Source organism: Streptomyces sp. NPDC048338, assembly GCF_043201055.1.
GTDB lineage: Bacteria > Actinomycetota > Actinomycetes > Streptomycetales > Streptomycetaceae > Streptomyces.
In genome coordinates this window covers 330,276-350,785 of sequence record NZ_JBICYQ010000002.1, presented here as the reverse complement: position 1 = coordinate 350,785, position 20,510 = coordinate 330,276, and the positions used below count along the sequence as shown (strand labels likewise).

24 protein-coding genes are annotated in these 20,510 nt (G+C 72.6%); 7 read left to right on the top strand and 17 right to left on the bottom strand.

Going from position 1 to position 20,510, the window contains the following annotated elements:
* The first annotated feature begins 183 nt into the window (after nt 1-183).
* From ACGFZF_RS06120 to ACGFZF_RS06110, 3 genes are all read left to right on the top strand, one after another.
* Nucleotides 184-828, top strand: coding sequence for a GAP family protein (locus ACGFZF_RS06120; RefSeq protein ID WP_393551326.1), 645 nt, complete (start codon nt 184-186; stop codon nt 826-828).
* A 245-nt stretch (nt 829-1,073) separates the two neighbouring features.
* The gene (locus tag ACGFZF_RS06115; RefSeq protein WP_393551325.1) at nt 1,074-2,666 is read left to right on the top strand and encodes a N,N-dimethylformamidase beta subunit family domain-containing protein; all 1,593 of its coding nucleotides are present in this window, start codon (nt 1,074-1,076) and stop codon (nt 2,664-2,666) included.
* Between the two features lie 102 nt (nt 2,667-2,768).
* On the top strand, nt 2,769-4,097 hold the full coding sequence (locus tag ACGFZF_RS06110; RefSeq protein WP_393551324.1) for an LCP family protein: 1,329 nt from the start codon (nt 2,769-2,771) through the stop codon (nt 4,095-4,097).
* Between the two features lie 112 nt (nt 4,098-4,209).
* Here the strand turns inward: ACGFZF_RS06110 and ACGFZF_RS06105 are convergent, their stop codons facing one another.
* The 6 genes from ACGFZF_RS06105 to ACGFZF_RS06080 form a co-directional block, all read right to left on the bottom strand.
* A complete protein-coding gene (locus ACGFZF_RS06105; protein WP_393551323.1) occupies nt 4,210-5,232 on the bottom strand; it encodes a pyridoxal-phosphate dependent enzyme in 1,023 nt (340 codons plus the stop codon).
* Nucleotides 5,153-6,205, bottom strand: coding sequence for a GHMP kinase (locus ACGFZF_RS06100; RefSeq protein WP_393551322.1), 1,053 nt, complete (start codon nt 6,203-6,205; stop codon nt 5,153-5,155). The genes ACGFZF_RS06105 and ACGFZF_RS06100 overlap by 80 nt, the downstream gene beginning before the upstream one ends.
* Complete coding sequence (locus ACGFZF_RS06095) at nt 6,202-7,080, bottom strand: Rossmann-like domain-containing protein (RefSeq protein WP_393551321.1); 879 nt, start codon at nt 7,078-7,080, stop codon at nt 6,202-6,204. Before ACGFZF_RS06095 ends, ACGFZF_RS06100 begins: the two co-directional genes overlap by 4 nt.
* 113 nt (nt 7,081-7,193) lie before the next feature.
* Nucleotides 7,194-8,009 (bottom strand): ABC transporter ATP-binding protein, encoded by an 816-nt coding sequence (locus tag ACGFZF_RS06090; protein ID WP_393551320.1) that lies wholly within the window; start codon nt 8,007-8,009, stop codon nt 7,194-7,196.
* Nucleotides 8,006-9,004 (bottom strand): FecCD family ABC transporter permease, encoded by a 999-nt coding sequence (locus ACGFZF_RS06085; RefSeq protein ID WP_393551794.1) that lies wholly within the window; start codon nt 9,002-9,004, stop codon nt 8,006-8,008. The genes ACGFZF_RS06090 and ACGFZF_RS06085 overlap by 4 nt, the downstream gene beginning before the upstream one ends.
* Nucleotides 9,005-9,236: 232 nt before the next feature.
* Nucleotides 9,237-10,280: an ABC transporter substrate-binding protein gene (locus ACGFZF_RS06080; protein ID WP_393551319.1), complete on the bottom strand. Its 1,044-nt coding sequence runs from the start codon at nt 10,278-10,280 to the stop codon at nt 9,237-9,239.
* Nucleotides 10,281-10,431: 151 nt separating this feature from the next.
* Here ACGFZF_RS06080 and ACGFZF_RS06075 point away from each other — a divergent pair, with 151 nt between their 5' ends.
* Entirely contained in the window at nt 10,432-11,721 is a 1,290-nt protein-coding gene (locus ACGFZF_RS06075; protein ID WP_393551318.1) for an MFS transporter, read from the top strand.
* 168 nt (nt 11,722-11,889) lie between these two features.
* Here ACGFZF_RS06075 and ACGFZF_RS06070 read toward each other — a convergent pair whose 3' ends face one another.
* From ACGFZF_RS06070 to ACGFZF_RS06035, 8 genes are all read right to left on the bottom strand, one after another.
* The gene (locus tag ACGFZF_RS06070) at nt 11,890-12,897 is read right to left on the bottom strand and encodes a HEAT repeat domain-containing protein (RefSeq protein ID WP_393551317.1); all 1,008 of its coding nucleotides are present in this window, start codon (nt 12,895-12,897) and stop codon (nt 11,890-11,892) included.
* A 3-nt stretch (nt 12,898-12,900) separates the two neighbouring features.
* Complete coding sequence (locus ACGFZF_RS06065) at nt 12,901-13,572, bottom strand: HEAT repeat domain-containing protein (protein ID WP_393551316.1); 672 nt, start codon at nt 13,570-13,572, stop codon at nt 12,901-12,903.
* 225 nt (nt 13,573-13,797) lie between these two features.
* Entirely contained in the window at nt 13,798-14,361 is a 564-nt protein-coding gene (locus ACGFZF_RS06060) for a YcxB family protein (protein ID WP_393551315.1), read from the bottom strand.
* Nucleotides 14,362-14,678: 317 nt separating this feature from the next.
* Complete coding sequence (locus ACGFZF_RS06055) at nt 14,679-14,957, bottom strand: GlsB/YeaQ/YmgE family stress response membrane protein (RefSeq protein ID WP_393551314.1); 279 nt, start codon at nt 14,955-14,957, stop codon at nt 14,679-14,681.
* Nucleotides 14,958-15,093: 136 nt separating this feature from the next.
* Nucleotides 15,094-15,342, bottom strand: a complete 249-nt coding sequence (locus ACGFZF_RS06050) for a hypothetical protein (protein ID WP_393551313.1) — start codon at nt 15,340-15,342, stop codon at nt 15,094-15,096.
* Between the two features lie 189 nt (nt 15,343-15,531).
* On the bottom strand, nt 15,532-15,975 hold the full coding sequence (locus ACGFZF_RS06045) for a DUF2267 domain-containing protein (RefSeq protein ID WP_356607884.1): 444 nt from the start codon (nt 15,973-15,975) through the stop codon (nt 15,532-15,534).
* 52 nt (nt 15,976-16,027) lie between these two features.
* Nucleotides 16,028-16,423, bottom strand: coding sequence for a DUF2267 domain-containing protein (locus ACGFZF_RS06040; protein WP_393551312.1), 396 nt, complete (start codon nt 16,421-16,423; stop codon nt 16,028-16,030).
* A 93-nt stretch (nt 16,424-16,516) separates the two neighbouring features.
* Nucleotides 16,517-16,951 carry an Hsp20/alpha crystallin family protein gene (locus ACGFZF_RS06035; RefSeq protein ID WP_393551311.1) on the bottom strand — a complete coding sequence of 145 codons (435 nt, stop codon included), beginning with the start codon at nt 16,949-16,951 and terminating at the stop codon, nt 16,517-16,519.
* 127 nt (nt 16,952-17,078) lie between these two features.
* Here ACGFZF_RS06035 and ACGFZF_RS06030 point away from each other — a divergent pair, with 127 nt between their 5' ends.
* Together ACGFZF_RS06030 and ACGFZF_RS06025 are read left to right on the top strand one after the other, a co-directional pair.
* The gene (locus tag ACGFZF_RS06030; protein ID WP_393551310.1) at nt 17,079-17,750 is read left to right on the top strand and encodes an HSP18 transcriptional regulator; all 672 of its coding nucleotides are present in this window, start codon (nt 17,079-17,081) and stop codon (nt 17,748-17,750) included.
* A gap of 19 nt (nt 17,751-17,769) precedes the next feature.
* Entirely contained in the window at nt 17,770-18,147 is a 378-nt protein-coding gene (locus ACGFZF_RS06025; protein WP_393551309.1) for an STAS domain-containing protein, read from the top strand.
* 4 nt (nt 18,148-18,151) lie between these two features.
* On the opposite strand, the gene ACGFZF_RS06020 is transcribed toward ACGFZF_RS06025, so the two are convergent.
* Nucleotides 18,152-18,739: a DUF2231 domain-containing protein gene (locus tag ACGFZF_RS06020; protein ID WP_393551308.1), complete on the bottom strand. Its 588-nt coding sequence runs from the start codon at nt 18,737-18,739 to the stop codon at nt 18,152-18,154.
* A 195-nt stretch (nt 18,740-18,934) separates the two neighbouring features.
* On the opposite strand from ACGFZF_RS06020, the gene ACGFZF_RS06015 reads away from it, so the two are divergent.
* Complete coding sequence (locus ACGFZF_RS06015; protein ID WP_356776863.1) at nt 18,935-19,105, top strand: hydrophobic protein; 171 nt, start codon at nt 18,935-18,937, stop codon at nt 19,103-19,105.
* A gap of 16 nt (nt 19,106-19,121) precedes the next feature.
* On the opposite strand, the gene ACGFZF_RS06010 is transcribed toward ACGFZF_RS06015, so the two are convergent.
* Both ACGFZF_RS06010 and ppk2 read right to left on the bottom strand, forming a co-directional pair.
* Complete coding sequence (locus ACGFZF_RS06010) at nt 19,122-19,265, bottom strand: hypothetical protein (RefSeq protein ID WP_393551307.1); 144 nt, start codon at nt 19,263-19,265, stop codon at nt 19,122-19,124.
* A 27-nt stretch (nt 19,266-19,292) separates the two neighbouring features.
* The gene (gene ppk2, locus ACGFZF_RS06005) at nt 19,293-20,318 is read right to left on the bottom strand and encodes a polyphosphate kinase 2 (protein WP_393551306.1); all 1,026 of its coding nucleotides are present in this window, start codon (nt 20,316-20,318) and stop codon (nt 19,293-19,295) included.
* Nucleotides 20,319-20,510 lie beyond the last annotated feature (192 nt).

Sequence of the window (20,510 nt, the reverse complement as noted above, 5' to 3'; positions counted from 1 at the left end):
GAACCCTCGGCGCCGTCATTGCGCCGCCCGAGCACGGCATGGCGAACGCGGGCGTGGCCTGCTTGACCGGCCGGACGGCCGCCAGCAGAGTCGGGAGGCGGCACCGGGAGCCGCCCGACTCCGCCGACCGGTTCGCCCGGCCCCCGTTCCGGACGGTACCGACACCCAGGAGCGCCTCGTCCGATGGTCCTCGACCTGATCGTGATCGGCACGGCCATCACCCTGGGGCCTTTGCACAACACCGCCTTCATTCTCCTGCTCTCCTCACGGCGCGGGATCCGCAACGGCCTGGCCTTCCTGTTGTCCTGGCTGGCCAACCTGGTCGCGGTGATCGCCTGCGTGGTGCTGCTGACCGGCGGTCAGCCCCCGGCCCGCCACAGCGCGCCGTCGACCGCCGCGATCGCCGTCAAGCTCGCGATCGGCCTGGCACTGCTGCTGTACGGCGCTCACCGGCGCCGTCGGCCGCCCCGCCCGCACGGCCCGCCGCGGTGGACCGCCAAGATCGACGACGCCTCCTTGTCGACGTCGGCCGGCCTGGCCTGGCTGCTGCAGCCCTGGGCACTCGTCGGCGCCGGCGCCGCGACCGCCGTCGACGCGAACCTCTCCACCCTGGCCGACTGGCTGGCCCTGACCGGCTACTGCCTGCTGGCCACGCTCAGTCTCGTCGTCATGGAGACGTACACGGTCCGGGCGCCCGGGGTCGCGAAGGCTCGGCTGGGCACCCTGCGAAGTCGGCTGGAGCAGGATCAGGAACAGCTGGTCGTCACGCTCTCCGTGGTCCTCGGTCTGTGGCTGACGGCCCGGAGCATCGCCGAACTCATCGCCTGACACGGGCGGCCACGGACCGGCGGCGTCCTCGACGAGAAGACCAGGGCGGTCGAGCGCCGCGAGCCCGGACGTCCACGCGTGCCCGGGGCCGGCCGGGCGGGTCGCCGTCGTTCCGGTCGCCCGAACCGGTGACCGCGGACGGAGCGGGCGGCCGCTCCGGGCTGTCGTGCGCCCGCGACGGGCCGGCGGACTTACGGTGGCGGGCCGAGCCGGGTGCTGCACGGAGTGGCGTGGGAGGAGTCGCGGTGGGACAGGACGGCAACGGCGGGCAGCCGGATCGAGGGCGCGGTCCCGGGCCCACGCGACGACAGGTGCTCGGACTCGCGGCGGCGGTCGCCGTGTCGTCCGTGCCGACGGGTGCCGCCGCCGCGGTGGAGAGCGGGGCCGGCTGGTTCGACGTGCGGGCCGAGAACCTGCGTCCCGGCGCCGCGGACTGGCGGATCACCCACGCCGGGTCCTCCCGCGCCATCGAGGGTTTCGCCGACCGCAGTTCGGTCCTGCCCGGCGAGACGCTCGCACTGCGGGTGTCGACGACCGCGCCGTCCTACACCGTCTCCGCGTATCGCATGGGCTGGTACGGCGGAACCCGGGCCCGGCTCGTGTGGCGTTCCACCGCGCTGCCCGGGCTTCTCCAGCCGGCGGCACGGGTCGACGCCGCCACCCGGATGGCATGGGCCGGGTGGCAGGAGAGCGCGCGGATCGACACCACCGGCTGGCCGGCGGGCTGCTACCTGCTGCGGCTGGACACGGTCGGCGGCACGCGGGCGCAGCGGTTCGTCCCGGTCACCGTGCGGTCCGCGTCGGCCGCGGGGCGCACGGTGTTCGTCAACGCGGTCGCCACCTGGCAGGCGTACAACCGCTGGGGCGGAGCCGACCTGTACAAGGGGACGACGGGCAGGAAGGGTTCGCGGTCGCTGGCGGTGAGCTTCGACCGGCCCTACCGGAACGCGCACGGGGCCGGCCTCTTCCTGACGTACGAAGCACCGCTCCTCGCGCTGGCGGAGCGGATGGGCCTCCCCCTCGCCTACGCCACCGGTATCGACGTGGCGCGCGAGAGGTCCCTCCTGTCCGGGGCGGTGGCGCTGCTGTCGCCGGGCCACGACGAGTACTGGAGCCCGGAGCAGCGGCGTCACGTCACCGAGGCCCGGGACGCCGGCATGAACCTCGCCGTGTTCGGGGCGAACTGCTGTTACCGGCGCATCCGGTTCGAGGCCTCCACGACCGGCGCCGACCGGACCGTCGTCTGCTACAAGGACGACTACGCGCGGGATCCGGGGTACCGCCGCGGCCTGCCACCGACGAACGATTTCCGGCGCCGGCCGACTCGGGAGCCCGAGAGCGGCCTCCTGGGTGTGATGTACGACGGGTATCCGGTCGACGCGTCCTACGTGGTGGCCCGGCCGGACCACTGGCTGCTGGCGGGCACCGGAGTGGCCGCGGGCGACTCCTTCGCGCACCTGGTGGGGGTGGAGTACGACCGGGTGGACCTCCGGTATCCGACGCCGCGACCGATGGAGGTCCTGGCCCACTCGCCGGTGGTGTGCAAGGGGCGCCCGTCGTACGCGGACACCGTGTACGCCTCCCTGCCGTCCGGCGCCGGTCTGTTCGCGGCGGGGACGATGCGCTGGGTGGAATCCCTGGAGGCGTACGGCCCGGGCGGCGGCCAGGCGAACCACGGGCTGGACGGACGGGCCGGGGCGTTCACGCGCACGGTGACGGGAAACCTGCTGCGGGCGTTCGCCCTCCGCCCGGCGGGGCGCGCACGGCCCGCGGTGGACACCGTGGCGCTCCATTACGGTGCAGACGGTGCTCCGGCAGGAGCAGTCTCCGGCGTGTAGTCGGGGCAGGGCGGCGGGCGGTCGCTAGCGTCGGGCCTCCGATCCGCCGACCGTCGACGGCGACACGCCCATGCGCCGGTCCCCCGCCTCAGGGAGCCCGCGTTGCTGCGTAGCGCCGCCACCATCGCCGTGCTGACCGCGCTGGTCTCGGGAGCGGCCTGGGCCGGCTCACCGGCCGGCCGAGCCGCTCCGGGACACGGGACGAACATTCTCGTCGTCGGCGTCGACAGCCGCACCGGGCTGTCGAGGGCGGAGAAGAACCGGCTGCACGTCGGGGGCAAGGGGTGCGACTGCACGGACGTGATGATGCTCGTGCACCTGTCGGAGGACCGTCGGCGCATGAGCGTGGTGTCCCTGCCCCGGGACTCCTACGTCGAGTACGCCGACGGCAGCGGTGTCCGCGGCAAGATCAACGGTGCGTACGCCCGCGGGGGCGGGACGCTGGCCGTGAGGACGGTCGAGAAGGTCACCGGGCTGCACGTGGACCACTACCTGGAGACCGGGTTCACCGGATTCGAGAAGACCGTCGACGGGCTGGGCGGCGCGACCCTGTGCACCGACAAGCACCTGACGGACGAGAACTCCGGACTCGACCTCGCACCGGGCATGCACCACGCGGACGGCAACGGCGCACTCCGTTTCGTCCGGGCCCGGCACATCGAGCGTCCGGGCGATCTCGGCCGGGTGCGGCGCCAGCAGCGCGCCGTCTCCGACCTGCTGACGCGGCTGACCGCCGAGGGGGCGCTGGCCGATCCGGTGGCGGCGGCCGGGACCGCGGCCACCCTGCTGAAGTCGGTACGGACCGACGGGCACACGGACGCCTTCGACCTCGCCCGCATCGGCATGGCACTCGCGCGGCTGGGTCCCGGGCGGACGGAGTTCGCCACCGTCCCGATCCGGCTGTTCGACCATCGCGTGCCGGGAGTCGGATCGACGCTGGTCTGGCACGAGGCCCGCTCGCGGGCCTTGTGGAAGGCCCTGGCCCAGGACCGGCCGATCACGGGCGACCGGAGCATCCAGCCCGTCCCCCGGACGCCGGTGTCCAGCAACCCCGCCGGAATCAGGGTGCGGGTGGACGAGGCCGCGGCGGCCTCGGCGCTGAAGGCCGGAGGGTTCGTCGTCACCGACGTCTCGGCCACCGCACCACAGGTCCGTCCCGGCGGTCCGGCGGTGATCCGCTACCCGGCGGGACGGGAGACGGACGCCGCCACGCTGGCGGCGGCGCTCCCCGGCGCCCGCAGGCAGGTCGTCCCCGGCGACGGCGCCCACCTCGAAGTGGCGGTCGGAACGCGGCAGGTGACGGTCCAGAAGGTCACCTACGACCGGAACGTGGCGGAAGGCGCGCCGGTGACCGGCGACCGCCTCGGCTGCCTGACCGGGCGGCCCCGGCAAGCCCCGGCGCCGGCCGTCACCGGACACGACGCGGACTGACACCCGGCGCGGGTGGGCCCGTCGTACGGTGTCCGGCGCCCGGTCGTCCTGCGCCCGTCGGGGTCCGCCGAGAGAGCGGAGCCGGGGGCGTGAAGCGTGAGGGTGGGGCCGGTCAGGCCCGCGGCGCGGGCGTCGGTGCGGGAGCTCGGTTCCAGTGCATCCGGGACCAGGGCAGGGCCAGCTCGCTCAGGTCGGACACCTCCTGCGGGGCGAGGTCGGTGATGTCCGCGGCCTCCTCGTGGCGGGCGTGGACGGTGTCGGCGTAGCGGTGGCCGGTGTCGGCGGCGACGAAGAGGACGGTTCGCTCGGGTGCGCACGCCCGTTCGTGGCGGGCGGCGAGGTACCCGGCGCCGGTCGACAGGCCGGCGAAGACCGCGTGGCGTCGCAGCAGGTCGACGCTGCCGGCGAGGGCCGCGTCGAAGGAGACCCAGTGGAGGGTGTCGTACAGCTCGTGCGTGACGTTGCCGAAGGGGATGGAGCTGCCGATCCCGGCGATGATGATCTCGGGGTCGGTGACGTGTTCGGCGCCGAAGGTGACGCTGCCGTAGGGCTGGACGCCGACGAGTCGGACGTCGTCGGCGCCGGGGGCGGCCGTGCGCAGGTGCCGGGCGAGGGCACCGGTGGAGGCCCCTGAGCCGACCCCGCCGACGACGGTGAGGCGCTGTGGGCCGACCGCCCGGAGGATCCGGTCGGCGACCGTGCGGTAGCCGAGGTAGTGGATGTCGTCGTGGTACTGCCGCATCCAGTGGTACTCCGGGTGGTGGAGGAGGACCTCGTGGATGCGCTCGACGCGCCGCTTCTGGTCGAGTTTGAGGTCGCTGCACGGTTCCATCTGCTCCAGTGTCGCCCCGAGCACGGCGAGTTGGGTGCGCAGTGTGCGGTCGACGGTGGCCGAGCCGACGATGTGGCACCGCATGCCGTAGCGGTGGCAGGCCAGGGCGAGGGCGTAGGCGTAGATGCCGCTGGAACTGTCCAGCAGGGTGTCGCCGCGGCGCACGGCTCCGGTGTCGAGCAGATGGCGGACGGCCGCGAGGGCGGAGACCACCTTCATCGTCTCAAAGCGGAGGCAGACGAGCCGTTCGTCGAGGCGTATCAGGTCCGGCCGGCCGATCGCCTCCGCGATGTGCTGGTCCATGCAGGAGCTCCTTGGTCGTGGTGAAGGTCGTGAAGGTCCGGGTGGTGGGGATGCCGTGCGCGTCGAGGGCGCGCCGGCAGGCGCGTACACGTCGGTGCAGGCCGGGCTCGGCCGGGTCGAACAGCAGGCCGGCGACGGCGCCGCTGTGCGCGATCTGGACGCCCACCGCACCGGCGTGCCGGGAGATCGCGGTGAGGGTGTCGAACTCCGGGTGGCGGAGGATCCGTTGGCCGCGGTGGGCGCTGGCGGTGGCGACCTCGCCGAGGAGCCGCGCGTCGCCGGTGGCCACCGCGCGGCGCAGCAGAGCGCGCAGTCGTTCGAAGGCTCGCAGGTCGGCGTCGTCGGTCTCGGCGGGCGGGCGCACGGGGAGCGAGAGGGTGTCCACGGGGGCGCCTCCGCCGAGGGTGCAGCTCACCACGACCAGCGGCGGCAGGGCCGGCCCGAGGACCTCCAGGACCCGGCCCTCGCGCTGGGCGAAGAGCACCGGACGGCCGTCGAGCATCAGCGGGTCGCTGGCCAGCTCGGCCCGTACGGCCAGCCGGGCGACGGTGGCGGGAGCCAGTCGCCGGCCGTACGCGTCGGCGACCGCGCGGACGGTGGCGATCACGTCGCTGGTGGAGCTGCCCATGCCCAGACCCACCGGCAGGTCGCCGACGAGCCGCAACTCCCCGCCGCACGCGGGCCGGCCGGCCTCCTCGGCGCACTGTGCGACCGCGAGGGCGGCGGCCTTCGCGGCCTTGGTGCGGTCGGCGGGGACGACGGTGAGCGCGTCGGGCGGGGTGCCGGGCCGGGGATGGAACTCGGCGCTGCTGCCGGGGCCGGCCATGGGCAGGGTGACCAGCCCCGCACACCGGCGCCCGGCGTCGTCGAGGAAGGTGCCCTGGAGGATCTCTCCGTGATGGCACGGGGCGTGCCCGGTTCCGAGGGGAAGGGGTCCGGCACCGGGTGCGGCCGTACGGGCGGCGGGGATCACGCGCCGCCCACCGTCCGGTAGCGGTAGAGGACCGTCTCCTCGGCGCTGAACTGCGAGAAGGGGAACGGTTCCGCGGACAGGGCGGTGACGCCCGAACCGAGGAAGGCGCGGGCGACGGCGCTGCCGCTCTGTGCGTAGACGATCAGCGGGATGCCGCGGGAGCGGCAGCGGTCCAGGATGATGTCGAAGGAGCCGTTGCCGAGGGTCATGCCGGTGGCGACGACGGCGTCGGCGCGGTCCAGGACCTGGTGCATGTCGTCGGTGACGGGGTCGCCCCATCGGGTCGTCCGGAGGTTGAAGTCGCAGGGCAGTGGTTCGCCGCCGCGTTCGCGGATCGCCGCGACCAGTGGGTTGACGACGCCGATGAGGCCGACTACGGCGCCCTTCTCGATGTCCAGCAGGCCGGCGACGGCAGCGTCGCGGGCGTTCGCTCGTACCTCCGGAGTGCCGCCGGGAAGGATGACGGGCTCGGCGTCACCCGTCGCGGCTGCCGCGCGGTGGGGGCGGGTGGCGGAGAGGTAGGCGTCGAGGGCCGCGATCCGCAGCGGCTGCGGCGCCTCGCGCAGCAGCACGTCGAGGCGGGTGCCGGAGGCGTCGCGGCAGACCGACGGTTCGACCTGGCCGGCCTCGAAGGCGCAGCCCCCGAAGGAGCCGCCGAGGCGGACCAGGACGTACTGGTTGAGGTAGGTGGTGTCTCCGCCGGCCAGGCGGGTGCCGTGGTGGATCCAGAACACGCTGGTCGCGACGCGTTCGGACGGGAGCGGGCCGTGGTCTCCGGCCAGTACCGCCTCGATGAGCGTCTCGACGGCCGGGGCGGTGCCGGGTGCGGGGGTCGTCCGGTTCACGGGGTTCGTGCTCAGGGGGTTCGTGGTCATGGGGTTCCTGTTCGTGGTCATGGGGTTCGTGCTCATGGGGTTCCTGTTCGTGCTCGGGGGGTTCGTGCTGACGTGGTGCTCGTTCACAGGATTCGTGCGCACCGGGTTGGCGTTCACGGGGCGAGGCGGGGTGCCGGGGTCGGGGACGGATCCGGGCGTGGGGCGGCGAGTGGGCCGCGGTAGGTGACCGCGGGGTGTCCCAGGGCATCGGTGGTGAGGGCGGCGTCGACCTCGAAGACCTCGGCCAGCCGCTCGGTGGTCAGAACGGCGCCGGGAGGGCCGGAGGCGATCAGGCGGCCGTGGTGGAGGAGCAGCAGCCGGTCGCAGTAGCGGGCGGCGAGCGACAGGTCGTGCAGTGCGACCAGGACCGTCTGGGGGCTGTCGGTCAGCAGCCGCATGAGGTCCAGTCGGTGTCGGACGTCGAGGTGGTTGGTGGGCTCGTCGAGCAGCAGGCCGTACGGCTGCTGGGCCAGTGCCCGGGCGAGGTGGGCGCGTTGGCGTTCGCCGCCCGAGAGCGCCGTGAAGGGGCGGCCGGCGAGCGCCGTGAGCCCGACGCGCTCCAGCGCGGCGGCGACCACCGCCCGGTCGGCGGTGCCCGCTCCGCGCCAGCGGTCCCGGAACGGGGTCCGCCCCAGACCCACGACGTCGGCGACCCGTAGATCGCTGTCCACGCCCGAGTCCTGTTCGACGAAGGCGACATGGCGGGCGATCCGGCGCGCGGTCCAGTCCCGTACGTCGGCGCCGTCGTAGCGGACCGTGCCGGTGTCGGGAGCCCGCAGGCCGGCCAGGCAGCGCAGCAGCGAGGACTTGCCCGAGCCGTTGGGGCCCAGCAGCCCGACCGTCTCGCCGGGGGCGATGTCCGCGCTGACGCCTCGTACGACCGGTGCGCCCGCCACCGACCAGCTCAGGTCTTCGACGGTGATCCTCACAGCTCACCCCGCTTGCGCAGGACGAGGAGGAAGAGCGGCACACCGAGCAGCGCGGTGATCACGCCGACGGGAACCTCGCGGGGCGCGAAGGCGATCCGGGCGAGGGCGTCCGTCCACACCAGGAACACCGCGCCCGCGATCGCCGCGTACGGCAGGAGTACCCGGTGCAGCGGCCCGACGAGGAACCGCACCCCGTGGGGGACGATCAGACCGACGAAGCCGATGGCGCCGACCGTGGCCACCGCGACCGCGGTCAACGCGGCCGTGACGACCAGAAGCAGCATCCGGGTGCGGCCAACGGCGATCCCGAGGGACGCGGCCGTGTCGGTGCCGAAGGCGAGCCCGTCGAGGGCGTTCGCGCACAGCCACGCGGCACCCAGTCCCAGCGGCGTGACGATCGCGCAGACCACGACGGTGTCCCAGCGTGCCGGTGCCATCGAGCCGAGGAGCCAGTGGGTGACGGCCCGCGTGGTGTCCGCGTCGGCGGAGGCCATCAGGACGAGCGAGGTCAGGGCGGTGAAGAGCTGGCCGACGACCACGCCGGTCAGGACGATGCGGACCGAGTCCGGCCCGCTGCGCAGGAGCAGCAGGAGCAGCGCGAAGGAGAGCAGCGCGCCGGCGAGGGCCCCGCCGGTGACACCGAGGGTGCTCGCGCCGACTCCGAGGACGACGACGGTGACGGCGCCCGCGGAGGCGCCCGAGGAGACGCCGAGGAGGTAGGGGTCGGCGAGCGCGTTGCGGGTCACGGCCTGGAGCACCGCGCCGCACACGGCGAGCGACGCGCCGACGAGGGCGGCCATGAGGACGCGCGGCAGTCGCAGGTCCCAGACGAGGGAGTCCACCAGCGGAGGCAACGGTGCGACGGGCAGGCCGAGTCGGGCACCGAGGACGCGTCCGAGATCCACCCAGCCGACGTCGGCGGTGCCGATGCGTACGGCGGCCGCCACGGAGCAGGCCAGGGCGCCGGCCGCGAGGAGGACGCGGACCACGCGCATCGCGGCGGACGGGCCGGGCTGCACCGCCGACCCGGCCGGAGGGGCGGTCGCGGGGCGGGAGTTGCCGGGTTCCGCTGCCTCGTCCCGCTCGCGGGCCGTGGGCAGGAGCGGGTCGGCCGGCGGGGGCAGGTCCGTGGCCAGGCGTTCCGTGGCCAGGAGGTCCGCGGGCAGGAGGTCCGTGGCCAGGAGGTCCGCGGGCAGGAGGTCCGCCGGTCCGCTGCGGGTTTCCGGGTCAGCGGACATGCCCGAGGTCCTTCATCCCCTGGGCCAGCAGTCCGAGTGCGTGCACGGAGCGGACCGAGGGGTCCAGTTCGATGCCCGGCACTTCGAGGATCCTGTCGTCGCGGACCGCGGCCAGCCGGGAGATCACCGGGTGCGCGTTCATCGTGGCGCGCTTCTCGGCGGCGCTGTCGCCCGGCCGCCCGCGCTCGGAGAGGTCGCCGATCACGATGACGTCGGGGTCGCGCTCGGCGATCTCCTCCCAGGAGACCTCCGGCCAGTCCTCGTCGACGTCGTCGAAGGCGTTCCGGGCACCGACGATCCGGCTCATCTCGCTGGGCAGACCGGTCCTGCCCGCCACGTACGGCATGCCGTTGAAGACGGAGTAGAGGTAGACGACGGTGGGCCGGTCGGCTCCCTCGCGGAGCTCGGCGGCGTTCTCGCCGGCCTGGGTGACGGCGGCCCGCTGGTCGGCGGCGAGCTTGCCGGCCCGCTCCTGGACGCCGAAGACCTTGCCCAGGTTCTCGTAGTCGGAGAAGAGGAGTTCGAAGGGAGTCGCGCCTGCCGGGCCGTGCTGCGGACAGTCCACGGCACTGACGAAGGTGGGGACTTCGAGCGCGGCCAGTTCCTCACGCGTACCGGCCCGGTCCGCGGTGAACAGGTCCGTGGAACCGGCGACCGCGAAGTCCGTCGCGGTGGCACGCAGTTGCTCACCCGTGGCGATCTTCGGCGCGATGACCGGGACGTTGCCGTACGCGGCCTCGTACCGCGCGGGGATCTTCGTCTTGAGGTTGGCCGTACCCGCCATCCGGCCCTGGACGCCGAGTTCGAGCAGGATCTCCGTCGAGGTCTGGTCGAGAGCGACGGTCCGGTTCGGCGGCTCGGTGAAGGACAGCCGACGGCCGCAGCTGGTGACCGAGACCGGCGTGGCGGAGGCCCGGGCGGTGGGCTTCGCGTCCGCCCGGGAGCCGTCGCCGGCCGGTGCGGAGCACCCCGTTGCGGCGAGAGCGAGGGTCAGCGCGATGCCGAGACGGGCGGGATGGACGAGGTGGCGCATGGGTTCTCCGGTCTGCGAGGGCAGGCATGGGTGTGGTCGTGCACGGGGCGGGAGTGCCGCACCGAGAGAGTACTGTAATGGTATTCATTTTCATTAACGTCGGAAGGGTGGTTCGCCGAACCGCCCTCACCTCCCGAGGAGCAACCACACCGTGGCGACCACACCCGCGCCCGCAGCGGCCAAATCCACTCCCCCTCCCCCGCGTTCGGTCCTGCGGGACACCGCGTTCCTGCGTCTGTGGGCGGGCACCACCGCCTCCGGGCTCGCGACCTGGGCCATGCCCTTCACCCTCGGGCTCGCCGTACTCCATCGCGACCTCGGTGCCGCCGGTCTCGGCCTGGTACTCGCCGCACGCACCGCCGGCTTCCTCGCCGCCGTCGCCGTCGGCGGCGTGCTGGCGGACCGGCACTCCCGACGCGCCGTGGTCCTCTGGTCGGCCCTCGCCGCTGCCGCCGCCGCGCCCCTTCTCGCCGCCGGCCTCGGCCGCTCACTCGTGCTCATGACGGCCGCCGCCGCCCTCGCGGGCGCCGGCCAAGGAGCCTGCCGACCGGCGTTCCAGGCACTCACCGCCGAGACCGTGGCACCCGAACACCGCCAACAGGCCAACGCCGCGGCGACGATGGCGGTGCGGGGCTCCACCCTCGCCGGCCCCGCCCTGACCGCGCTGCTCGCCACCCTCCTCGACACCCAGGCCCTGCTCCTCGGCATCGGCCTGCTCTGGCTGATCGCGGCACTCGCGCCCGCCCGACGGAGCGCCGTCGCCGCGGCGGAGACGGTCGCCGCGGTGGAGACGGTCGCCGCGGTGGCGCCACGCGCCGGATTCCGGGCCGAGTTCGTGGAAGGCATACGCGAGGCGCGCCGCCACCCCTGGTTCCTCACCGGGCTCGCCGCCCTCGCCGCCGTCATCACCCTCGGCTACTCCGCGACCAGCGTCGCCCTGCCTCTGATCAGCCGGGACCGCTACGGCACCGCATGGGTCCTGGCGGCAGCCATGACGGCCTACACGGTGGGCGCCCTCGCCGGAGCTCTGCTCATCGCCCGCTGGCGGCCCCGCTCCCAGGGCTGGGCCGCCTTCGCCGGCCTCGCCGCCTACGGCGTCGCGCCGCTGAGCCTCTGCCTGCCCGTACACCCCGGCGTGGTCGTCGCCGCTTACGCCGTCGCCGGAATCGGCATCGAACTGTTCAACGTGCCCTGGTTCACCGCCACCCAGCGCGAGGTCGCGCCCGACAAACTCGCCCGCGTCTCCTCGCTCGACTTCCTCGTCTCCTACGGACTGGCACCGGTCGGCCTCGCCCTGATCGCCCCCGCCATCGACGCGTTCGGAGTCACCGCCGTACTCGCCGGCTGCGCCGCCGCCTGCCTCCTCGTACCGGCGGCAGCGGCACTGGTGCCCACGGCCCGCCATTTCGCCCGGTCGGGCCCCACCACCACGGGCCGTTGAGGCACCGCTGCCGAAGTCGTCCCTCCTCTCAGGCCGATCCGACGGTCAGGCCCGGTCGCCGTCGCGCGGGCGGGCCAGGTCGCCGTCGGGCGGCCGCGGCAACGAGAGGACGACCAGAATCCGCCGGGGACCGTGTCCGGCTCACGAGCACGGTCCACTTCGGATCACCTACCGTCCGTCGCGCAGCTCGAGAACGTATGCCGCGGTCAGCGCGACCGCACGGTCCTCGTCGTGCACCAGATCCGCCAGGGCCCGTGCTGCCGTGACGCCCGGGATGTCCGCGAGCGCCTGCGCCAGCCGTCGGCGTGCGGACGATCCAGGAGTGCCGCCGCCGGCGAGGCAGTCCACGAGCCCGGCCGCGATCCGGTCCGCCACCGCGGGATCGGCGGCCAGCGTGCCCAGCGCGTCGGCTGCGTCGGCGTCGTTCCTGTCCTCGACGATCATGTCGATCAGCGTCGGGACCGCCTCGGCCGCCCCACGAGCCCCGAGCGCGAGCGCCGCGTACCCGCGGACCACGACGTCGGCGTTCGTGAGGGCGGCCTTGAGGACCACGGTCGACTCACCGTCCGGAATCTCTGCGATGGATCGGACGGCGCGCTTCCTCACCTCGGGCGCGGGTGAGCCGAGGCCCTCCGTCAACAACGCCAGCCCGTCCTCGCCGGATTGCGCCAGCGCCCACCGCAGGGCTCCGGCGACGTTCGGGTCGGACTCGCTCAGCACGGCTTCGACCAGCGCTTCCACCGGCATGGGGACGTCCTCGACCGCGGACAGGGCCGCGCGCTGCCGCACCCCCGGGCTCTTCGACCCCAGGCCGTGGAGGAGCGCGACGATCTGGAGGACGTCCTCCCAGCCGGCGGGTTCCGCTGCACCGATCCGCCGGAGTCGCGTGAGCAGCTCCGTCTCCGCCGCGATGCGGTCCCGCGTCCGGCTGATCAGGTCGTCGACGAGCTCCGCGGGCGCGAAGCCGGGGTCGTCGAGCGCGCGCCCGATGTCGCGAAGCGACAGCCCCAGCGACCGCAGGCTCTCGATGTGGAAGATGCGCCGGATGTCCTCACCGGAGTACTCCCGATAGCCGGACCCGGTACGGTCCGACGGCTGCACCAGGCCGAGCGATTCGTAGTGCCTTAGCATGCGGGCACTGACACCGGACCGTCGCGCGACCTCACCGATCAACACTGCCTACCGCTCCTCCAGACCGGAACCGCCGAGGGCCACGATGCGCTTCGACTCCTCGACGGCGAACTCGAATCCGGCTTCCGAATCGCGCCACAGCCGTTCCGTGGCCATCGCGTGCGTGCGCACGCCGGGGTCGACATCGGTCGCCGCTGCGCGCAGGATCGGCACCATCACCTCCCCGAGCGCGATCAGCGCCCGGCTGAGGCTCAGCCGCGTCTCGCGTCCACCGCGCCCGAGCTGCCTCGCCAACAGTACGGCCAGCGCGCGCTGCTCACCGTCGGGCACGAGCGCCACCGCCGCCCGCCAGGCGCTCCGGGCGACCTCGTCGTCGGTGTCGGACAGCAGTGCCGGTGTGATCGCCGGCCACGCCCGCCGGTCCCCGATCTTGGACAGGGTGTGCAACGCCTGGCTCCGTGCCTGCGCACACTCCGAACGGACCTCCTCGAGGAGCGCCGGGACCGTCAGCGATGCCGCGTGGCGGGTGAGTGCCCACGTCAGCGTCTCGCGTACGGAGAAGTCGGGCTCGATCGCGCATCGCTCGACGAGCTTGACGACGGACCCGGGGTCCGGGTTCGTGCCGATCGCCAGCGCTGCCTGCATCCGGACCGACGAGCTGTCGTGCTCCAGTCCCTGGAGTACACGCATCGCATGCGTGACCTCTTCCGTCATGGCCATGGGGACCACCTCCTCGGCCCCAGTGAAGGCCTTGTCACGGTGTCAAGGTCAAGCGGAAGGCATGCGCGGCCGAGCGGGACGGGCGCGGGCACCGTCGCCACGGCCGGCATGCGCGGCCGAGCGGACGCCCCCGGGCCGGACGGCGGGTGGCGGCATGCCTCGGCCGGCCGGGTGCACGCCGTCGATCCGTCCGGGCCGCACCCCCACGGGAGCACAACCCGTCATCTACACGCGAGTGATGTGCTGGTCCAGGACGGCCCGCAGCCGGTCGACACCCGCGGCCTCGTGCACGCCCCGCTTGGGCAGGACTCCGAGGCACATGATGTTCGGGTCCCGGCTGAGCAGGACGAAGTGACCTGCCGTCTCGCGGTAGCCCTGGAAGGCTGACCACTTCTGGGCCAACGTGCTGTGGTCGGTACGGCTGGTGATCCCGGCCGCGGACACGGTGGCATGGTGCTCGCCCTGCCATCCGACGGTCCGCTGGACCTGGGCGGCCTGGAGGCGCGGGTATCCCCACACCATCAGGACGACGATCAGTACCAGGACCGTCGAGATCAGGTCGACGGTCCCGCGGGCCACGGCCGCAAGGAGCCATTGACCCACCCATAGTGCGAGGAACACGCCACGCAGTACGAGCCCGGTCCGCTTGATCCGCTCACGGACCCGCAGGGCGGCCAGCGCGTCGGCGGACTGCGGCCGGTACACCAGCTGGACGGTGGTCCGGTCGTCCGCCACGTCGTCGACGGCCTCGGCGCTGGTGGTGCCTTCGGTGCTGCGGCCCTCGGCCATGATGCCTCCCCCGGTACGAAGAACTGCGGATCTTACCGAACGTCAGTACAGGGCCGGTCGGCGGTGAGTCAGCTCCAGCGGACCAGCGTCTCCAGGTGCTCGGCGGATCCGTCCACGGGCGGCTGCCTCCACCCGGAACGAGGACGAACACCTTTGGCCGCACGACGACTTGAGGCTCTTCGCCGACGCCCTGGCCGGACGCCTCGCGCGCAGCGCGCACACCATCGCCGTCCCGTCCGACGACTGCCGTCTCCGCGGACGGGGAACGGCTCTCCCCCACGGGGGAGAGCCGTTCAAGGGCCGCCCGGACGCGGTGCTCAGGCGTGTCGGTGGGATCGACGGTTGTGGGTGACGAGTCGGTAGAGGGCCAGGAGGATGACGGAGCCGACGATCGCGGCGATCCAGGTCGAAAGGTCGAAGAAGCCGTCGATCGAGTCGACGCCGAAGATGACCTTTCCCAGCCAGCCGCCGAGCAGTCCGCCGGCGATTCCGATCAGTGTGGTGACGATGATGCCGCCCGGGTCCTTGCCCGGCATCAGCGCCTTCGCGATGAGTCCGGCGAGCAGCCCGATGAGAACCCAGGCGATGATGCCCATGACGCGCCTCCTCCTCATGGCTTGAAACCGCTGTCAACTTCGCATCTTCACCGTTCTCGCACATCCAAACGTCGCAGCTGCCTTTGTCTTCCGAACCCACCGCCGGGCAAGACGCGGGCGCCTCGGGTCTCCCCCCTCACGACCGCACCTCGGCGATCCAGCGGCGCAGCGCGGCCACGTCCTCGGGCGAGGCGTGCTCCCGGGCGTAGGTCACGACCACGTCGTACAGCGCCCCTTCCAGGTGCTGCTGCTCCTCGAACCGGCGGAGCACCGCGCGGGAGAAGTCGCCGACGGAGCGGTCGCCCTTCTCCTCGGCCTTGGCGGCGGCGTCGTGGAAGGCCGCCGCGACGAGCAGGTGGGCGGTGGCCTCGTCCTCCGGGGTCACCGCCGGGCTCCGGCTGTGAGGGTCTCGCTCATCGCCCACGTCTCCCCTGCTCGTTGCCGACTCATCAGGAGAATCATGGTCCGGATCGACGCGTCCGATGCCCCCGGCGCGGCAACTTCCGGCAGCGCGGATCGAACAGTCCGCGGAGGCGCCCGTCCGGCCGTGCCGACACGCGGCCGGACGGGCCGGTCAGGCCGCGGGCTGTGCCTGGAGGAGTTCCGCCTGGCCGAAGAGAAGGGCGTAGCCGGGTGGGAGCCGGCGGAGGATTCGCGCGACGAGCTCGGGCCCGGCAAGGCGGGCGACGACCGCCAGGACGGCACCGACGTCCCAGCGCGCGGCCGCCGGCGCGCCGCCCGTGCGGGCAGCCAGGTCCTTGACGAAGCCCCAGCCGGTGAGTTGTCCCGTGTCGGGGATCTGGGCGGTGAGGGTGAGTGCCGCCTCGACGGGCAGGCAGCGTGCGAGATCGACGCGCTCGTCTCCGACCACCTGGCGACCGAGGGCCGCGAGGACGCGGCCGACGACCTCCTCGGCACGTTCACGGGTGGGGTAGGCACCCTCGTAGCGCACGCGTTCCAGCATCTCGTCGAACGTCGTCGCAGTCGGGACGGTGCGGGGGCGCGGCTGGTCGTACATGATCGTGCGGTTCCTTCGTTTCGACGGTTCGGTTTCCGGCCGATGGGGACGGTCAAGTGGCGGGGAGCCGCCCGAAGAGAAGGTCGTAGCCGGGTGGGAGCTGGAGCAGGACCTCGCGGGTGAGCGTCTCTCCGGCCGCGGCGGCCACGGCGCTGAGGACCGCGCCGATGTCCCACAGGGCCGTTCTCTCGGTGGCGCCTTCGATCCAGGCCGCGGTCGCCCGGACGAAGCGTTCGGGCGAGAGCGGCTCGGTCGCCTGCAGCGGAGCGAGAAGGACCAGGGCGTAGGTCTCGGGAAGACGGGCGGCGAGCTCGGCTCGCACGCTGCCGGCCATGTGGGCGCCCAGCAGAGCCAGAACGACGCGGGCCACCCGTTCGGCTTCCGCCCGGGTCCGGTACTCGCCGCGTTCCTGGATCTGATCCAGGAACACCGCTCGCTCTACGGACATCACGTCACCTCCGGAGCGGGGTGAAGGGGTGAATCGCGGAGGACGGGTGCGGAAGGGAATCGCCCCCGTCCTCCGCGACCGTTACGGGCCGGTTCAGCCGGCGATCTGCTGCCGGCCCGACGTGCCGCCGACGGCGATCTTGCGGGGCTTGGCACGCTCGGCGATCGGAATCCGCAGGGTCAGGACACCGGCTTCGCAGGCGGCCTCGATGCGCTCGGTGTCGAGGGTGTCGGCCAGCATGATCTGGCGGGAGAAGACACCGAGGGGGCGCTCGGAGAGCTCCATCTGCACGGCCTCGCCCCTGGCGCCCGGGCGGCGTTCCGCCTTGACCGTCAGCATGTTCCGTTCGACGTCGATGTCGATCGCCTCAGGGCTGACGCCGGGGAGATCGAAGACGATCACGTACTCGTCGCCGTCGCGATACGCGTCCATCGGCATCACGGACGGCTTCGACCAGGTACCCGACGCGCCGGAAAGCTGCTGGACGATCCGGTCCATCTCGCGGAACGGGTCGGTGCGCATCAACATCGTTCAACACCTCCAGTTGGTCCAGGCAATAGCTGCCAATGCGCTTCAACTGATCCCGTTGTAACATGTCATCGAAGCGATGACAAGTTGCAGTGTCATCAAGAGGATGACGGACACGGAGAGAGTCATGGACGAGGCAGTTCCCCCCGCCGCCCGGGTCCCCTTCCTTGCCGCCGCCGCGGCGCTGGAGACCATCGACCGAGCCGTCAGGGACGCGCAGCCACCCACCGCGGGACCGGCGCCGGCGCTCCCGTCGGCGCCCGCCCCCGACTCGGGGCCGGACTCGGCGCTGGCCGCACTGGTGATCCTGCGCGAGGTACGTGAGCAGCTCGCCGGCTGGGAATCCGTCCTGATCGAGACCGCCCGCGACCGGGGCGCGAGCTGGGCCGAGCTGGCGGAACCCCTCGGGGTCGCCAGCCGCCAGGCCGCCGAGCGTCGCTACCTACGGCTGCGCCCCGGCGCCGCCGGAAGCACCGGCGAGCAGCGCGTCCAGGCCACGCGCGACTCCCGCGCGGCCGAGCGCAGCGTCACCTCCTGGGCCCGCGACAACGCGGCCGACCTACGCCGGCTCGCCGGACAGATCACCGCCCTCACCGGCCTCCCCGACGGTGCCCTGGGCGCCGTCGGAGAGTTGAACCTGGCCCTCGCCGACGACGACGCCGCCCTTCTCGTCCGGCCGCTCACGGACACCAGGCGTCACCTGCGCCCCGAGGACGCGCAGCTCGCCGCACGCGTCGATGCCGTGACCCGGCATACCGACCAGCTTCGCCAGGGCACCAACAACAAGCGCGGCACGTGAACGGCCGGAGGTGGTCACCATGACTCCGCTCTTCGACTCCCTCCGGCCCCACCGGCCCCACCAGGCGCATCAGGGCGGGAACGACCGGATCGCCGTTTCCGTGACGCCGACCGCGGGCGGCGTCCTCGTCAGGGTCCGCGGAGAGATCGACCTCGACACCACCGGACCACTGGAGGCCACCCTGCTGCACGCCACGGTGACCTGCGACGGCGACCACGTCGTCCTGGACCTGTCGGACGTCACCTTCTGCGACGCCACTGGTCTGAACACACTGCTGCGCGCACGCCTCTGGGCACTCGGCGAGCATCGCCACCTGACCATCGCGGCGGCCGGTCGGCCGGTGACCCGTCTCCTCGACATCACGGGGGCCGCCGCCCTCTTCAGAGGCGCGCCGTAGCGCCCTACGCCGCGGCGTCCGCCGCGAGCGCCCGCCGATACGCCACATGCCCGCCCAGCGCACCGGTCAACGCGACCCCGGCCAGGCCACCCAAGGACCACAGGACGCCCTTCGCCGGTCGGCCCCCGAGCCTCGCCGTCAAGGACACCGCGTAGCACGCGACCGTGGCCACGTTCGCGAGCGCATGGGCGAGGCCCACCCGTGCCTGCTCGGGTCGCAGCTCCGCCCAGTCGACCCAGCCCGCGACCGCGGCCGGGCCCGCCCCCGCCAGACCGACCGCCGTCAGCGTCGTCGCCGCGCGACGGGCCCGCGGCACGGTCGCGTCGAGGACGGCGGCCGAGAACCAGCATCCGATCGGCACCTGCACCAGTACGGGATGGAGCGGGTGACCCAGCGGCCTGCCCCGCAGCACCTCACGCGCCCTCCCCAGAGGGAGGCCGCGGATCTTGCGTTGAAGAGCACTGATGGCGGGATCCGCCACGGTCGTCCGCTCCAGACGGTCCAGCATCGTCAGCCACCAGGACGACGGGGTGTCGAGCACCGGCCCGGGTCCGTCCGTCGCGAAAGCATCCAGGGCATGTGTGTTGTTCATGCCCGACGCCTACCCGGCGCCGCTCCGCCGGTCGCGTGTACGGCGTCGACTGCGCCCGAACAGCCCTGATGCGGAACGCCGCCACGCACCGATCCAACCCGGCCTTCTTCCCGGAAGTCACGGAGAAACTCACCCGATTTTCAGTGGAATAGCAGATGGAGAGCGGGGCACAAGGTCGACCGGAGGTTGATATAAATGGTTCCCCTGCTTCTCGTTCTGCTTCTCGCGCTGATACTCTTCGGCGCCGGTTTCGCACTCAAGGCCCTGTGGTGGGTCGCCGTCGTCGTCCTGGTGGTATGGCTACTGGGTTTTGTCGTACGCCCCGCCGGGCACGGCGGCCGCAAGAGCCGCTGGTACCGCTGGTAGAAGCCACCCGAGAAAGTCAGCCCACCGGCCCCGATGCCGGTGGGCTTTCTCGCTTGTCCGCCGATTTCTGCACCAGCACCACATCCGCATTCTGCGCCGCCTCGCCGAGGCCTGGCAGAAATACCGCGCCGCTTTCCAGTTCTTCCGGATTCTCCCGCATTTCAGTCTGCCCGGCGGTTTCGACGACTCACGTCCCAGGCGAGTCCGAGGGCTTCGGTTCGGCGCTGCGGGGCTCGCCGGCGCTCTCCGGGCGGGGATGCAGGCCGGGGCCCCGGTAGGAGCCGGCCAGCGGGGTGGGCGACAGATCGGTGGGTTCTTCGCCGGCTTCCAGGAGCGTGTCGGCGGCGCCGACGATCAGAGGGTCGGGTCGCCCCACCGCCGTGACGTCCTTCTGCTCGTAGTCGACGCGCTGCAGGAGGCTGCGCATCGCCTCCAGACGCCCGCGGCGCTTGTCGTTGCTCTTGACCACCGTCCAGGGCGCGCGTTCCGTGTCGGTGGCCCGGAACATGTCGACCTTGGCGGTGGTGTAGGCGTCCCACAGGTCCAGGGACGCGAGGTCGGTGGGCGACAGCTTCCACTGCCGCACGGGATCCACCTGTCGGATCGCGAAGCGGGTCCGCTGCTCGGCACGCGAGACGGAGAACCAGAACTTCACGAGCAGGATCCCGTCGGCGATCAGCATGTCCTCGAAGGTCGGGCACTGCCTCAGGAAGAGTGCGTAGTCTTCCTGGGAGCAGAATCCCATGACCCGTTCGACACCGGCACGGTTGTACCAGGAGCGGTCGAAGAAGACGATCTCCCCGGCAGTCGGGAGATGGGCGACGTAGCGCTGGAAGTACCACTGTCCCGCCTCCTGCTCGGTCGGCTTGGACAAGGCGACGATACGGGCGCCGCGTGGGTTGAGTCGCTCCGTGAACCGCTGGATCGTGCCGCCCTTGCCGGCCGCGTCCCGGCCCTCGCAGATCACGACGAGCCGAGCCCCCGTCTCCTTCACCCAGCGCTGCAGCTTCAGCAGCTCGATCTGGAGGATCCGCTTGGTCCGCTCGTACTCGCGCCGCCGGATCTTGTGGTCGTACGGATAGTTCTCCTGCCACGTCTTGAGGGGAGCACCGGTCGAATCCAGCAGTACCGGCTGCTCCGGCCGCTGGTCGTCCACGCTCAGTCCTGCCAGCAGATCCTCGGTCTCGGGCCGCTGTGCCCCGTGGTCGTCCATAACGAGTCCCTACCCACCGGACGGGGTCGCGATCACCACCGAGGTGCGGACCTCCGACTCGACCCGCCGCACGCCTCACCACCCGGCCTGTCCGATTCATCCGGCCTGTCCGATTCCGCGAGAGACTTGCGTATGAGGGACCATCCGGCCCTCCCTTGCTCCCCGCCACACGCAGAGACTGGAAGCATCCGC

Coding starts and splice junctions, on each gene's coding strand:
- ACGFZF_RS06120 (WP_393551326.1), top strand. CDS start 184: ATGGTCCTCGACCTGATCGTGATCGGCACGGCCATCACCCTGGGGCCT.
- ACGFZF_RS06105 (WP_393551323.1), bottom strand. CDS start 5,232: ATGGACCAGCACATCGCGGAGGCGATCGGCCGGCCGGACCTGATACGC.
- ACGFZF_RS06095 (WP_393551321.1), bottom strand. CDS start 7,080: ATGACCACGAACCCCCTGAGCACGAACCCCGTGAACCGGACGACCCCC.
- ACGFZF_RS06085 (WP_393551794.1), bottom strand. CDS start 9,004: ATGCGCGTGGTCCGCGTCCTCCTCGCGGCCGGCGCCCTGGCCTGCTCC.
- ACGFZF_RS06080 (WP_393551319.1), bottom strand. CDS start 10,280: ATGCGCCACCTCGTCCATCCCGCCCGTCTCGGCATCGCGCTGACCCTC.
- ACGFZF_RS06065 (WP_393551316.1), bottom strand. CDS start 13,572: ATGGCCATGACGGAAGAGGTCACGCATGCGATGCGTGTACTCCAGGGA.
- ACGFZF_RS06060 (WP_393551315.1), bottom strand. CDS start 14,361: ATGGCCGAGGGCCGCAGCACCGAAGGCACCACCAGCGCCGAGGCCGTC.
- ACGFZF_RS06055 (WP_393551314.1), bottom strand. CDS start 14,957: ATGGGCATCATCGCCTGGGTTCTCATCGGGCTGCTCGCCGGACTCATC.
- ACGFZF_RS06045 (WP_356607884.1), bottom strand. CDS start 15,975: ATGTACGACCAGCCGCGCCCCCGCACCGTCCCGACTGCGACGACGTTC.
- ACGFZF_RS06040 (WP_393551312.1), bottom strand. CDS start 16,423: ATGTCCGTAGAGCGAGCGGTGTTCCTGGATCAGATCCAGGAACGCGGC.
- ACGFZF_RS06035 (WP_393551311.1), bottom strand. CDS start 16,951: ATGTTGATGCGCACCGACCCGTTCCGCGAGATGGACCGGATCGTCCAG.
- ACGFZF_RS06030 (WP_393551310.1), top strand. CDS start 17,079: ATGGACGAGGCAGTTCCCCCCGCCGCCCGGGTCCCCTTCCTTGCCGCC.
- ACGFZF_RS06025 (WP_393551309.1), top strand. CDS start 17,770: ATGACTCCGCTCTTCGACTCCCTCCGGCCCCACCGGCCCCACCAGGCG.
- ACGFZF_RS06020 (WP_393551308.1), bottom strand. CDS start 18,739: ATGAACAACACACATGCCCTGGATGCTTTCGCGACGGACGGACCCGGG.
- ACGFZF_RS06015 (WP_356776863.1), top strand. CDS start 18,935: ATGGTTCCCCTGCTTCTCGTTCTGCTTCTCGCGCTGATACTCTTCGGC.
- ACGFZF_RS06010 (WP_393551307.1), bottom strand. CDS start 19,265: ATGCGGGAGAATCCGGAAGAACTGGAAAGCGGCGCGGTATTTCTGCCA.
- ppk2 (WP_393551306.1), bottom strand. CDS start 20,318: ATGGACGACCACGGGGCACAGCGGCCCGAGACCGAGGATCTGCTGGCA.